This window comes from Nocardia cyriacigeorgica, assembly GCF_010868145.1.
Lineage (GTDB): Bacteria > Actinomycetota > Actinomycetes > Mycobacteriales > Mycobacteriaceae > Nocardia > Nocardia cyriacigeorgica_D.
The window spans coordinates 20,478-34,172 of sequence record NZ_JAAGUY010000027.1 but is presented as its reverse complement, the minus strand read 5'-3'; the positions used below and the strand labels follow the sequence as shown (position 1 = coordinate 34,172).

Here is a 13,695-nt window from a genome sequence, read left to right as displayed (position 1 = left end):
AAATGCGCTCTACCCCCGTACAATTCGGCTCGTGGTGATACCCAATCAGCCCATCGGTCAGACGATCGAGCATCCGCGGGCGACGCTGGTGTTGGTCCTCGGCGTTGTGAGTTTGATGTGCTGCGGGGTTCTCGGGCCGGTGGCCTGGGCGCTGGGCAAGCAGGCACTGGACCAGATCAATGCCTCCGGTGGTGCGTTGAGTGGTCGTGCTCAGGTGATGATCGGCTACATCCTCGGCGTCATCGGCACCATCATGATGATCATCTGGGCGTTGCTGTTCCTGCTGGTCATGATCGGCGGAAACGCGTAACGGACGCAGCCGGACGCAGTCAGTTCGCAGGCTGCGCACGGCCGCAGCGCATGCGGAGGTACGCCTAGCGCTCAGTGCAGGCTCGGATGCTCCGGCTCGTCCGGATGGTCCCAGGCCGGCCACTCTTCGGCGACCGAACCCGACCAGTCGGGATGGCGGCGTTCTCGGAACGCCGCCATCGCCTCACCGCCGTCGATGCCCTTGCTGACGTGCTGGTTCAGCTCCGATTCCAGCCGCCCGACCACCGACGGCGTCATATCCAAGCCCTCCCACAGCAGCCGCTTGGACAGCGCGGCCGTCAGCGGCGCCGAACCATTGGCGATATCGTGCGCGACAGCAAGTGCCGTCGGCAGGACCTCGGCACCCGGCAGGCTGGCATTGGCCAGGCCCATCGCCTTGGCCTCGTCGCCGTCGAAGGTGCGGCCGGTCAGCATGATGTCGGCGGCATTGGCGATGCCCGCAAGACGGGGCAGCGTCCAGTGCGCGTATCCGTCGGCGAGGACACCGCGCCGGACCTGACTCAGCCCGTACACCGCATCGTCGGCCATGTACCGCAGATCGCATTGCAGCGCCAACGCCAGCCCGATCCCAACAGCATGTCCGTTCACCGCCGCGATCACCGGCTTACGCACCCGGAACGGCGGCGGATCGATGGTGCCGGTGACCTCGCCGACCCGGTCGGACAGGTCGGCGCCCGCGCAGAACGCGGGTGGGGTGCCGGTGATGATGACGGCACGGATGGCGTCCTCGATATCGCAGCGCTGCAATGCCGCGCTCAGCTCGGCGATCATCGCCGGAGTGAAGGCGTTCTGCTTGGCGGGGCGATTCAGGGTGAGGACGGCGATGCCCGCGGAGACATCGACGAGCAATTCCGAACTCATGCCTTGGATCGTAGACGACCGTGCCCCGGCCGGTGGGAGCTCGGCGTGGTGCTCAGGGGCGCAGGATCTTGCGGCCGATCGCGTACTTGTGCACCTCGGTCGGGCCGTCGTAGAGCCGGAAGGCGCGCATATCGCGGAAGATCATCTCCACGACCGTCTCATCGCTGATGCCGATGCCGCCGAGCACCTGCACGCAGCGGTCGGTGACCTTGAACAGTTCTTCGGAGACGAACGCCTTGGCGACCGAGCTCTCATGGCGTGCCTTCTCGCCCTGATCCATCAGCCAGCAGGCGTGCCAGATCGTCAGCCTGCACTGGTGCAGCGCGATCTCGTTGTCGGCCAGCATGAACGACACGCCCTGGTGTTCGCCGATCGGCTTACCGAAGGCGGTCCTGGTCTTGGCGTGCTCGACGGCGATGGAATGGGCGCGTTCGGCCGCGCCGAGCCAGCGCATGCAGTGGGTGAGCCGCGCGGGAGCCAGTCGCAGCTGGGCGTAGCGCAGGGCCTGGCCGGCCTCGCCGAGCAGCGCGTCTTTGGGCAGGGTGAGCTTGTCGAAGCGGACAACGCCGTGTCCGGCGACGTAGTTGCGGTCCATGGTGTTCATCGTGCGTTCGATGACGATGCCCGGCTGATCACCGTCGGTGAGGAACAGCGTCGGCCCTTCCGGCAGATGCGGGTTGGCGGCGAGGCGGGCCATGATGATCCAGGTTTTGGCGCCGTTCGCGCCGGTGATCAGCCATTTGCGGCCCTCGATGGTGAAGTTCTCGCCGTCGAAGGTGGCGGTGGTGGCCAGCTGGTTCGGATCCGAGCCCGCGCCGTCCGGTTCGGTCATGGCGAATACCGAGCGCTGGTGGCCGTTGATCACCGGCATCAGGTAGCGCTCGGTCTGCTCCGGGTTCGCGATCTTGGACAGCAGGAACATATTGCCCTCGTCGGGCGCGGCGCAGTTCATCGCGATCGGGCCGAGCGTCGACCAGCCGGCAGCCTCGTAGAGCACCGCCTGCTCGACGTGGGTGAGTCCACGCCCGCCCAGCGCCTCGGGCGCCTGGATGGTCAGCAGTTTCTCCGCCCGCGCCAGTTCGACCAGTTCCTGCCGCAACTCGTCGGTCGGGCCGTGCGCGGTGAGCCTTGGATCGCGCTCGAACGGCACGATCTTCTCGGTGACGAACCGGCGGATTCGATCGCGTTCGGCGGCGAGGTCTGCGGGAATGCTGAAGTCGATCATCAGTGGTCACCATTCGTTCGGCGGCAGGTGTGACGAGCATACGAAACCCCAGCGACCAGACTGAAGGCGGGCGCCTTCAATCGATGGTGCGATCGGGATGCCGCGGGTCAAGCCCCTTGCGTCACGGCTACCGGAGTCGCCGCGCTCGATCTCGGCGCACGCGCCGTCCGACGCCTGCGGGTGCCGATCACGCGGCACACCACGTAGATCAGGAACGAGAGCCCGGTGACGAAGGTGGAGACCGGAACGCCGGGCGCCAGCGACAACAGGATGCCGCCGACCGCAGCGATCTCGGCGAACACCACCGTCAGTACAGTCGCCTTGGCCGGACTCGCGGTGAGTTGGGCCGCTGCGGCGGCCGGAGTGATCAGCAGGGCCAGCACAAGCAGTGCGCCGACGATCTGCACGCCGAATGCGGCGGTGATGCCGAGCAGCACCGCGAAGACGATGGACAGTGCGCGCACCGGAACACCGCGCGCGATCGCGACCTCGGGGTCCGAGCTGGCGAACAGCAGTGGCCGGTAGACGAAGGCGAGAACCGCCAGCACACCGATGGTGCAGAACGCCAGCAGGCCGAGTCCGCTGTTGCCGACGCTGACCACCTGCCCGGTCAGCAGGGAGAACTTCGATCCGGCACGGTCGGGACCCAACCACAGGAACAGCACCGAGAGCCCGAGACCGAACGAGAGCACGACCGCGATCACTGAATCGCGTTCCCTGGCTTTGGTTCCGAGAACACCGAACAGCACCGCCGCGACCACCGATCCGGCGATCGCACCCAGCCCGACTCCGATTCCGGCGAGCAGTGCCGCCGCCGCACCGGTCAGCGACAGTTCGCTGGTGCCGTGCACCGCGAACGACATCTGCCTGCTGATGATCAACGGCCCGATCACGCCGGCAAGCAGCCCGAGCAGCGCCGCCGCCAGGACGGCCTGTTGCACGAAGTCGTAGGCCAGTAGGTCGATGGTGGTGTCGAAGTCGAACATCTTCGAGACCACCTCGGCGAGTTTCTCGTTCACGCCCGCACCTCACTCGGCCTGGCGTGCGGAGTCCCGGGCTCGCCATGGCAGTGCGCCCCAGCCGCCCCGAGCGCATCCATCGTGTCCCCGGTCCCCACGACGACCAGCCGCCCGCGCACCCGAAGCACATCCACCTCGGTCTGGTACAGCTCCGAGAGCACGTCCGAGGTCATCACCTCGTCCGGTGTGCCGATCCGGAATTTGCCGTCCACCAGGTAGAGCACCCGGTCCACCAGCGGCAGGATCGGGTTGATCTCGTGGGTCACGAACAATACGGCGGTGTCGTGGGTGCGTCGGCGGCGGTCGATCAGCTCCGACACCAGTCGCTGATTGGCCAGATCCAGGCTCAGTAGCGGTTCGTCGCACAGCAGCACCTGCGGGTCGCCGACCAGCGCCTGCGCCACCCGCAGCCGCTGCTGCTCACCACCGGACATGCTCTCCAGCGGCGCGTCGGCGAACGCTTGCGCCCCCACATCGGCGACTGCCGCCGCGACCTTGCGGTTGCGCTCGCGGCGACTACGCCAGCCGAGCCCCCAGCGATGCCCGTCCACCCCGAGCCCGACCAGATCGGTGCCGCGCAACTGCACCCCGGCGTCGATGGTCTTCTGCTGCGGGATATAGCCGATATCCGGATGCCCCGCCCGCGCGGGCACCCCGGCGATTTCGGCGGTGCCGGAACTCAACCCGAGCTGCCCGAGCAGCACCTTCAGCAATGACGTCTTCCCGGACCCGTTCGGCCCGAGGATCGCGATGAACTCACCGGGCGAGACCTCGAGATCGAGTCCCTGCCACAACGTTCGATCACCGAACGACAGTCGCGCGGAATCAAGTGTGATAGCGGGTACTCGGGAATGCGCTGCCACACCCTCGGATTCGTTCGCGGTACTCGGTTCGGCGGAGGTCGGCCGGCTCGGCCCATCGAGACTCCGCGTAGTCCCTGACGCGGCACTCGGCCCCGCGCCGCCGGTCCGGCCGATGTGGTCGGCGGCAGGCGCGGCGTCGTCGGCAATCGCAGTGCTGTCGGGCGCCGCGGGCAGCGCAGACCCATCGGAGGCTCCGGACAGCTCCGGTTCCTCCACACCCACGTGATCGACCTGCACGATCCGGCGTTCGGTTCCCATGGCGTCAGTCCACTGCCGAGGCGATGGCGCGGGCATTGGCGGTCTGCCAGGTGACGTAATCGACACCGGCCGGAAGGGTTTCGGTCACCTCGACCACCGGAATTCCCGCCGCCTCGGCCTGGGCGCGCAGTTCCTTGCTGGTCTTGTCCTCGGTCTGGACGTTGTAGACCATCAAACGGACCTGCTTGTTCGTCACCAGATCGCGGGCTGCGGCCACCGCGGCCGGAGCCGGGTCGGTTTCCTGCTCGATCGCTTCCTGGTATTCGCGCGGGGTGAGATCCTCGGTGCCCGCGTCGAGCAGCAGATAGTGCGCGAGCGGTTCGGTCTGCATGATCGGTGTGCCGGGGTCAGAGGTGGCGAACGGCGTGGTGTAGGAGCGGATGCTGTTGAGCTGGTCCCGCAGCGCCGCGGCCCGATCGGTGTAGGCGGTGGCGTGCTCGGGATCGATCTCGCCGAGGGCCGCCGCGATCTTGTCGGCGACCACAGCGACGGTGTCGACGTCGTACCAGACGTGCTCGTTGTCATCGTCGCGGATGTCGTCGGCGCGGGAGGCGAAGGCGTCGACGGCGCGCTTGTCCTTGCCCGCCACGGCCTTTTCCATGAATTCGTCGTAGCCGCCGCCGTTGTAGACGACCAGGTCGGCGTCCATGATCTTGGCCGATTCCACGGCTGACGTCTCATGTGAATGCGGGTCGGCGGCGGGATCGGTGATGATCGATTCGACCGCGGCATCCGGACCGGCGACGGTCGCCGCGATATCGCCCCAGACGTTCGTGGAGGCGACCACAGACGGCTTACCGGAGGTGCCGTCGGCGGCGCTGCCGCACGCGGTGAGGCTCAGCGTGGTAGCCAGACCCGCCGCGACCGTTGCGAAGGTGGTGGCAAATCTGGTTCTCACGCGGGCTCCCGGAAAGCTTAATGGAAATCGTTCCCGTTTTACTTTATCAGGGCGATTCTGCGGATACGAACCGAATCCCTGTGATCTGTGTTCCCTCGACGGGGATCGGCCCACGTCAGCGACCGGCGCGGAGCCGGCCACCGACGTGGGCCGAACGACAGATCAGCTGACGAGCGCGTCCACCGGCTGGCTCAGCAGTTGAGCGCAGCGCAGCAGACCGAGGTGGCTGTAGGCCTGCGGATGGTTGCCGAGCGAGCGTTCGGCAACCGGGTCGTACTCTTCGCTCAACAGGCCGGTCGGCCCGGCTACGTCGACGAGCTGGGCGAACAGCGCCTCGGCATCGGAACGCTTCCCGATCAACAGGTATGCCTCCACCAGCCAGGCCGCGCACAGATGGAATCCGCCCTCGCCGCCGGGCAGACCGTCGTCGTGGTGGTACCGGTACACGGTGGATCCGCTGCGCAGCTCGGCCTCGGTGGCCACGACGGTCGCCGCGAACCTCGGATCGGAGGGATCGATCAGCCCGCTCAACCCGATGTGCAGGGTGGCCGCATCCAGGTCGGTGCCGTCGTAGGCGGCCGTGAACGACTGCACATCGTCGTTCCAGCCCTTGGTCTTGACCTCGTCGGCGATCTGGTCGCGCAGCGCCGCCCATTCCGGATGGATCGGGCGATCGAACTTCTGGGCGAGGGTGAGCGCGCGGTCGATGGTCAGCCAGCCCATCACCTTCGAGTACACGTGGTGGCGCGGGTTGCCGCGGATCTCCCAGATGCCGTGGTCGGGTTCGTGCCAACGCCGCTGCACGGCCGACACCATGGCGTCGACCAGCTCCCAGTCCTGATCCGGCAGGGCCTGGCGTGGATCGCTGATTCCCTTCTGCTCGCGGGCGTGTGCCAGCGTGGCGATGAGGTCGACGATCGGGCCGAAGACGTCGAGCTGCACCTGCATGTTCGCGGCGTTGCCGACACGCACCGGCCGCGAACCGGCGTAGCCGGGCAGCTGGTCGATAACGGCCTCGGGTGGCAGCGTCTCGCCGTAGAGCGTGTACAGCGGGTGCAGGCGCTCGGGGCCGGGCAGCGTCTCCAGCACCCGATGCACCCAGCCGAGGAATTCCTCGGCCTCGTACAGCGAGCCGAGCGAGACCAGCGCCGACGCCGTCATCGAGGCATCGCGCAGCCAGCAGTAGCGGTAGTCCCAGTTGCGGACGCCGCCGATGTCCTCGGGCAGCGAGGTGGTGGCCGCGGCCAGAATGGAACCGGACGGTGCGTGCACCAGACCGCGCAACGTCAGCGCGGACCGCTTCATCAGATCCGGCTTGAGCGGCGGCAACTCGAGCCCGGCCGCCCATGTCGACCAGTAGCTCTCGGCGATACGCCTGCGCTCCGGTTCGCTCGTCATCGCGGGCGCGAGATCGGGTGTGCCGCACCGCAGTTCCAGCACGACCGGCCCCTGCGACGGGTCGATGACGGCGGTCGCGGAGCTGTGCACGCCGTCGGTCTTGATCTGCCATTCGACGCCGGGGGAGCGCAGTACGGTCGGGTCGTTGGTGCCGCGCACCCGCAGACCGTTCGGCTCGGCCTCGATGGTGACCGGCACCTGCCCGAATTCCGGACGCGGCGCGAAGGTCACCACGGCCCTGGTGTCACCGGTGATGACGCGGGTCAGATCGGTGCGGTCGGGCGCCACATCGTGCGGCAGGTAGTCGACCACTTGCAGCTTGGCCCAACGGGTTTCGACGGTCATGGTGCCGTCGATGTAGCGCTGCGACAGCGGTAGCCCCGGACGTTCCGGCGCGACGCTGAAATGCCCGGCCTGCGGGCCGCCGAGCAGGTGGGCGAAGACCGCCGCCGAATCAGGTTCGGGATGGCAGAACCAGGTGACGGTCGCGTCGGGGGTCAGCAGCGCCACCGAGCGCGGGCTCGACAGCATGCTCAGCCGTTCGATGCGGGGCGCGCTGGCGCCCGCGAGCCAGGTACGGCGCTCCTCCAGCAGGAAGGCAAGCGCATACGAGACGGACTCGGTATTGGGCACCCGGTACTTGGCCAGGCTCTCACCCTCGCCGACCTTGATGCCGACATCCGGGCCCGACAGCATGCGAAAGGCCTTCTCATCGGTGACGTCGTCGCCGAAGAACACCGCCGCCGACGCGCCTTCCTGATGCCGGATGGTGTCGAGGGCGCTGCCCTTGTCGGTGGGGATGACGGCCAGCTCGATGACGGCCTTGCCCTCGGTCACCTGAACCCCGACCCAGCAGGCCGGGCCCTGGCGGACCTGGTTCAGCGCGCGCCGGCCGATCTCCGGGCCCGCGTTGCGCACGTGCAACGCGATACTGGCCGGCTTGGTCTCGACCGTCACGCCCGGATTCTCGGCGGAGATCTGGGTCAGTGCGGTGGTCAGTTCTTGCAGCAGTTGTTTGGCGTCGTTATCGATGGCGTGCACGAAGCCGACATCGAATTCGGAGCCGTGGCTACCGATGAGCTGCACCTCGACGGGCAGCCGTGAGAGCGCCGCGAGATCTCGCAGCGCTCGGCCGGAGATGACGGCGGCCGTGGTGCCCGACAATCCGGCCAGCGCGCGTAATGCGCGGACCGACTCGCCGTGCGGGTACGCCTTCGCCGGATCGGACACGATGGGGGCGATCGTCCCGTCGTAATCCGATGCGACCAGAAGTCGTGGCACCCGCGCGACTGTCGACAATGCACGGCGAAGTTCCAGTGGCAGATCCTGTGCGCTCACGCATCCAACCTTATGGACGGAGGAGTTTTTTTCAGGGGGCGCGCATGACAATACTGGGTTGAATTCTCATCACCGTCACGCGGCGATGCCCGTGCAGCATCGCTTGCTCAGGAGTTGTTTCCCAGCAGCAGGTCGACGGTCAGCTCGAGGCGTTCGGTGACGTCGGTCGCGGAAGCCCTGCGGGTGAGCCAGGCCACCAGGTTCGACAGCCACACGTCGCTGATGACGCGGGCGATGGCCAGCTGACGTTCGGTGGGTTCGCCGTCGTTCATGGCACGGGCGAAGACCCGGTCCATCACCTTGCCGACTCGGTCGACCTCGGCGGCGGCGGAGGCGTCGGCGAACATGAACGCACGGGTCATGGCCTCGGTGAGCAGCGGGTCGCGCTGCATCATCCGGGTGATCTGGGTCAGCAGCAGATGCATCCGTTCGCGCGGGGTCTGCCCGGCCAGGGGCTTGCGCTTGCCCTCGATCTGCTCGAACTCCCGCGACAGCGCCGACACCAGCAGGTGCACCTTGGAGGGGAAGTAGCGGTACAGCGTGCCGACCGCGACGTCCGCGCGTTCGGCGACGGCGCGCATCTGCACCGCGTCGTATCCGCCCTTGGAGGCCAGTGCCAGCGTCGCATCGAGGATGCGCTTGCGGCGTTCGCGCTGCGCGGTGGAGCTCAGCTCGTCCTCGCTGAGCGTGGTCACGGCGGCTCGGGTGCCCGATGCGGGCGCCCCGTTCGAGTCGGCCGGCTGCGAACGGGAGGGGCTGGCCATTGGTGCAGGTCCTTTCGTGTCGGGCGCGGCGGAGTGCGGTGCCCACGTGGATTCGCGGGCTGCCACTCGCGCCGGACCCGCTCGGGTCGGTGGGTCGTGCGCATTCGATCCTGCTGGACGAAAGCAACGCTTGACTTACGCCCGGCCAGGATATTAGAACATGTTCTAGGTGTGGGAGTCACGCCGGAAAGGCGGTATGTACTGTGACCATCGCCACCACTGACGAGCATAAAGCCGTTCAGGAGTCGATGAGCGGATGGGCTGCAGCGGTACGTCCGATTGCAACAATGCGGGACGACACGACCGGCTTCTGGCGCACGTACTGGGGTCCGCTGACCGAACTCGGGATCTTCCAGGTCGCGGTCGACGAGCATGCGGGCGGCGCGGGTGGATCGATCACTGATCTCGCCGTGCTGGTAGAGCAGGCCGCGCACGATCTGGTCGGCGGACCGGTGCTCACCACCGCGTTGGCCGGTGTGGTGACCGGCGGACGACTGGACGAGGAACAGCCGTGCGGTGTCGCGCTCGACACCGTTGTCGAGTCGGGAAGCACTTTAGCCGCTGTCGCACCCGTACGGGAGAGCGCGAACGGCGACCTGGTGCTCACCGGCGTCTGGGAGACGGTGCTCGGCGCCGCCCCCGGCACCGCGGTGCTGCTGCCGGTGCGCGTTGCCGACGGTTCGCGCTGGTGTCTGGTTCCCGCCGACGCCGAGGGTCTGACCATCGAACCGCTGGAGCCGCTGGACCCGAGCACCCCGCTGGCCCGGGTGCGCTGTGCCGATGTGCCGGTGCCCACCGCCGACGTGTTCGCGCCCGCCTTCGCCGTCGAAGACCTGATCGTGCTGCTGGCCACCGCCGAACTGGCCGGTGTGGCCGGCTGGTGCCTGGAGACCGCGGTCGAATACGCCAAGGTGCGCGAGCAGTTCGGCAAGGTGATCGGCACCTTCCAGGCCGTCAAGCACATCTGCGCGTGGATGCTGTGCCGGACCGAACTGATCCGCGCGGCCGCCGCCGACGCCGCCGCGGCCGCCGACGATGCTCGTGCCGGTTCCGGCGCCGAACTCCCGATCGCCACGGCCATCGCCGCCGCCATCTCGCTCGACGCCGCGGTCGACACCGCCAAGGACTGTATCCAGGTCCTCGGCGGCATCGGCTTCACCTGGGAGCACGACGCCCACTTCTACCTGCGCCGCGCGGTGGCGCTGCGGCAGTTGCTCGGCGGCGCCGGGTACTGGCGCGCCCGCGTCACCGAACTCACAAGGGCGGGTGCACGCCGGACCACCGGTGCCGATCGCATCCTCGCCGACGTGGCCGCCGACACCGGATCGTCCGGTGAAGGGATCGGCGCCGCGGTGGGTGTGGCGGCGGCTGTCGGCAACGTCGCCGCTGTTTCGCTGGAAACGGGCGAGGCGGTCAGCGGCCTCGCCGCCGAGGTCGCCAAGATCGCGGCACTGCCCATCGAGCAACAGCACACGGCCCTCGTCGAGGCCGGCCTGGCCATGCCGCACTGGCCAACGCCCTACGGCCGCGGCGCCGACCCGATGACGGGTTTGGTCATCTCCGAGGAACTCGCCCGCGCCGGACTGGAGGCGCCGGATCTGGCGATCGGCGGCTGGGCGGTGCCCACCCTGCTGCAACACGGCACCCCCGAGCAGATCGAGCGGTTCGTCTGGCCGACCCTGCACGGCGACGTCATCTGGTGTCAGCTGTTCAGCGAGCCGGGGGCCGGTTCCGATCTCGCCGCATTGCGCACCACCGCCACCAAGGTCGACGGTGGCTGGATGCTGCGCGGCCAGAAGGTATGGACCTCGCTGGCCGACGCCGCCAACTGGGGCATCTGTCTGGCCCGCACCGATCCGGAGGCGCCCAAGCACAAGGGCATCAGCTACTTCCTGGTGGATATGCGCAGCGCGGGCATCGAGATCCGTCCGCTGGTGCAGATCACCGGTGAGGCGAAGTTCAGCGAGGTCTTCCTCGACGATGTCTTCGTGCCCGACGAGTGCGTGGTCGGCGCACTCGGCAACGGCTGGAAGATCTCCCGCTCCACCCTGTCTGCCGAGCGGATCGCGATGGGCGGCAAGGGTATCGGCCAGGTGCTCGAGGAACTCGTCGACAAACTTCCCGCGACCGGCCCTGGCGCCGAGTTGATCAATGATCGTCTCGGCGGTTTCGTCGCCGACGCGATCGCCGGTCTGCTGCTGGAGCAGCGGGGTGCGGCGCGGATTCTGGCCGGCGCCGACGCGGGCCCGCAGAGCAGCGTGCGCAAGCTCGTCGGTGTGCGCCACCGGCAGGCCGTCGCCGAATTCGCTGTCGAAGTGACGGGCGCGGCAGGCGCGCTGGAGACCGAGGCGACCAAAGAGTTCCTGCTCACCCGCTGCCTGTCGATCGCTGGCGGCACCGAGCAGATCCTGCTGACCCTCGCCGGTGAGCGGATCCTCGGGCTGCCGCGGGATGCGGGGTAGCCGGATGCGCGAACAGCACATGTGGCCTTGGGCTTCGAGTACGAACGACTGGAGATAAGCGTGGACTTCACCAGAGACGAGGCCCAGGACGCCGTGGCCGAGGTCGTCGTGAGTTTGCTGGAGCGTGAATCGGCACGCGACGTCGAATTGTGGCAGCCCCTGGTGGATACCGGGCTGCCCGCGGTGGCCCTGCCGGAGCGTTTCGGTGGTGACGAGATGGGCGTGGCCGCGGTTTCGGTGCTGCTGACCGAACTGGCCACCGACGCCGTCGCGGTGCCTGCCTTGCCGACCTTCGGGTTCGGCGTGCTCGCCTTGCTCGGTGCACCGGATTCGGTGGCGGAGGCGGTGTTCCCCGCGGTTGCGGAGGGCGCCATCCTGACGGCGGCCTTACACGAGCCGGGTGCCCCCTTCACGACGAAGCCGGAGACCGAGGCCGTCGCCGATGGCGGCAAGGTGCGCATCACCGGTCACAAGGTCGGTGTGCCCTACGCCGAGCAGGCGCGCTGGATCCTGGTGCCCACCGATGCCGGTGTGGCCGTGGTGGATTCCGGTGCGGACGGCATCACCCGCACCGCATCACCGGTCTCCGGGGCGATGCCCGAATTCACCCTGCGGTTCGATTCGGTCGAGATTCCGGCCGATTGGTTGCTGCCCGAGGGTCTCGCCGATCTGCATCGGTCGGCGCTGGCCTCGATCGGAGCCGTCGCCGACGGCCTGCTGGATGGCGCGCTGAAGCTCACCGCCGAGCATGTGCGCACTCGTCAGCAGTTCGGCAGGCCGCTGGCGGAGTTCCAGGCGGTGGCCCAGCAGATCGCGGACATCTACGTGGTTTCGCGCACCCTGCATGCCGCCGCCGTCTCCGCGAACTGGGCGCTGGCTCAGGAAGAACCGAGTCCCGAACACGAGTCAAGGATCGACGACGATCTGGATGTACTCGCCTACACCGTGGCCGCGGAACTGCCGCGCGTCATGCAGAAGTGCCATCACCTGCACGGTGGTATCGGCGTCGACGTGACGCATTCGATGCACCGTTACTACTCCCAGGCCAAAGACATCGCCCGCTGGCTGGGCGGGGAGTCCCTGCGCCTCGACCGATTGGGGGCCAGATGTTCATCGATCTGACCGTCGAGCAGCGGCGGCTGCGCGACGAATTGCGTTCCTACTTCGCCGATCTCGTCACCCCGGAAGAAGAAGCCGCCATGGCGGTGAACCGGCACGGCGACGCCTACCGCGAGGTGGTGCGCCGGATGGGCCGCGATGGCTGGCTCGGTGTCGGCTGGCCAAAGGAGTACGGCGGCCAGGGTTTCGGCCCGGTCGAGCAGCAGATCTTCTTCAACGAGGCCGTCCGTGCCGATGTGCCGTTGCCGCTGGTCACTCTGCTGACCGTCGGCCCGACGTTGCAGCAGTTCGGTACCGAGGAACAGAAGCAGAAGTTCCTGCCCGGCATCCTGTCCGGTGACATCCATTTCGCCATCGGCTACTCCGAACCGGAGGCCGGTACCGATCTGGCGTCGTTGCGCACCAGCGCGGTGCGTGACGAGTCAGGCGATTGGATCGTCAACGGGCAGAAGATCTTCACCACCGGCGCGCATGAGGCCGACTACGTCTGGCTGGCCTGCCGCACCGGATCGGTGGAATCACGCCATCGCGGCATCACGATCCTGATCGCCGACACCAAGGACCCCGGCTACTCCTGGACGCCGATCATCACCTGTGACGGCGCCCACCACACCAACGCCACCTATTTCGACAGTGTCCGCGTCCCGGCGAACATGCTGGTCGGCGAGGAGAATCGGGGCTGGAAGCTGATCACGACCCAGCTCAACCACGAGCGGGTCAGCCTCGGACCGTCCGGCAAGATCGAGCAGCTCTACGACAAGGTCGTCCAGTGGGCTCGCCCGCTCGGCCTGCTCGACGAGCCCGACATCCGACGCTCCCTCGGCCGCATCCACGCCATGGTGCGGCTGAATGAACTGTTGAACTGGCAGGTCGCCGCCACCCACGGCAGCGGCGATGAATCCCAGGTCATCGCGGACGCTTCCGCCACCAAGATCTACTCCACCGAATCGCTCCAGGAAGCGGGGCGGCTGGTGGAGGAGATCGTCGGCCGCTACGGAGATCCCGCCGAACCGGCCACCGCCGAACTGCTGACCTGGCTGGACCGGCGCACCAAACAGAACCTGGTCGTCACCTTCGGTGGCGGCGTCAACGAGGTCATGCGTGAACTCGTCGCCTCCGCCGGTCTGCGCCTGCCGCGCGTGCCGAGATAGCCAACGAGA

11 protein-coding genes are annotated in these 13,695 nt (G+C 67.8%); 4 read left to right on the top strand and 7 right to left on the bottom strand.

Annotated elements, in window-relative coordinates:
* The first annotated feature begins 31 nt into the window (after nt 1–31).
* Nucleotides 32–310 (top strand): DUF4190 domain-containing protein, encoded by a 279-nt coding sequence (locus tag GV792_RS24025; protein ID WP_163826647.1) that lies wholly within the window; start codon nt 32–34, stop codon nt 308–310.
* A 71-nt stretch (nt 311–381) separates the two neighbouring features.
* On the opposite strand, the gene GV792_RS24020 is transcribed toward GV792_RS24025, so the two are convergent.
* The 7 genes from GV792_RS24020 to kstR form a co-directional block, all read right to left on the bottom strand.
* Nucleotides 382–1,191, bottom strand: a complete 810-nt coding sequence (locus GV792_RS24020; RefSeq protein WP_163826645.1) for an enoyl-CoA hydratase/isomerase family protein — start codon at nt 1,189–1,191, stop codon at nt 382–384.
* Nucleotides 1,192–1,243: 52 nt separating this feature from the next.
* Complete coding sequence (locus GV792_RS24015; protein ID WP_163826643.1) at nt 1,244–2,416, bottom strand: acyl-CoA dehydrogenase family protein; 1,173 nt, start codon at nt 2,414–2,416, stop codon at nt 1,244–1,246.
* A 107-nt stretch (nt 2,417–2,523) separates the two neighbouring features.
* Complete coding sequence (locus GV792_RS24010; protein ID WP_175584739.1) at nt 2,524–3,402, bottom strand: metal ABC transporter permease; 879 nt, start codon at nt 3,400–3,402, stop codon at nt 2,524–2,526.
* 29 nt (nt 3,403–3,431) lie between these two features.
* On the bottom strand, nt 3,432–4,298 hold the full coding sequence (locus GV792_RS24005; protein ID WP_163826730.1) for a metal ABC transporter ATP-binding protein: 867 nt from the start codon (nt 4,296–4,298) through the stop codon (nt 3,432–3,434).
* Nucleotides 4,299–4,560: 262 nt separating this feature from the next.
* Entirely contained in the window at nt 4,561–5,454 is an 894-nt protein-coding gene (locus GV792_RS24000) for a metal ABC transporter solute-binding protein, Zn/Mn family (RefSeq protein ID WP_163826640.1), read from the bottom strand.
* 162 nt (nt 5,455–5,616) lie between these two features.
* Nucleotides 5,617–8,190 carry a trehalose-phosphatase gene (gene otsB / locus GV792_RS23995; RefSeq protein ID WP_163826638.1) on the bottom strand — a complete coding sequence of 858 codons (2,574 nt, stop codon included), beginning with the start codon at nt 8,188–8,190 and terminating at the stop codon, nt 5,617–5,619.
* 107 nt (nt 8,191–8,297) lie between these two features.
* Nucleotides 8,298–8,954, bottom strand: a complete 657-nt coding sequence (kstR, locus tag GV792_RS23990) for a cholesterol catabolism transcriptional regulator KstR (RefSeq protein ID WP_163826636.1) — start codon at nt 8,952–8,954, stop codon at nt 8,298–8,300.
* Nucleotides 8,955–9,157: 203 nt separating this feature from the next.
* Between kstR and GV792_RS23985 the strand changes: the two genes are divergently transcribed.
* Genes GV792_RS23985 through GV792_RS23975 form a run of 3 tightly spaced genes read left to right on the top strand, consistent with a single transcriptional unit; the run spans nt 9,158 to nt 13,686 of the window.
* The gene (locus GV792_RS23985; protein WP_163826633.1) at nt 9,158–11,416 is read left to right on the top strand and encodes an acyl-CoA dehydrogenase; all 2,259 of its coding nucleotides are present in this window, start codon (nt 9,158–9,160) and stop codon (nt 11,414–11,416) included.
* 60 nt (nt 11,417–11,476) lie between these two features.
* Nucleotides 11,477–12,538: an acyl-CoA dehydrogenase family protein gene (locus GV792_RS23980; RefSeq protein ID WP_163826631.1), complete on the top strand. Its 1,062-nt coding sequence runs from the start codon at nt 11,477–11,479 to the stop codon at nt 12,536–12,538.
* Nucleotides 12,523–13,686, top strand: coding sequence for an acyl-CoA dehydrogenase family protein (locus GV792_RS23975; RefSeq protein WP_163826628.1), 1,164 nt, complete (start codon nt 12,523–12,525; stop codon nt 13,684–13,686). Before GV792_RS23980 ends, GV792_RS23975 begins: the two co-directional genes overlap by 16 nt.
* Nucleotides 13,687–13,695: the final 9 nt, after the last annotated feature.

Coding starts and splice junctions, on each gene's coding strand:
- kstR (WP_163826636.1), bottom strand. CDS start 8,954: ATGGCCAGCCCCTCCCGTTCGCAGCCGGCCGACTCGAACGGGGCGCCC.
- GV792_RS24020 (WP_163826645.1), bottom strand. CDS start 1,191: ATGAGTTCGGAATTGCTCGTCGATGTCTCCGCGGGCATCGCCGTCCTC.
- GV792_RS24010 (WP_175584739.1), bottom strand. CDS start 3,402: ATGTTCGACTTCGACACCACCATCGACCTACTGGCCTACGACTTCGTG.
- GV792_RS23975 (WP_163826628.1), top strand. CDS start 12,523: ATGTTCATCGATCTGACCGTCGAGCAGCGGCGGCTGCGCGACGAATTG.
- GV792_RS24015 (WP_163826643.1), bottom strand. CDS start 2,416: ATGATCGACTTCAGCATTCCCGCAGACCTCGCCGCCGAACGCGATCGA.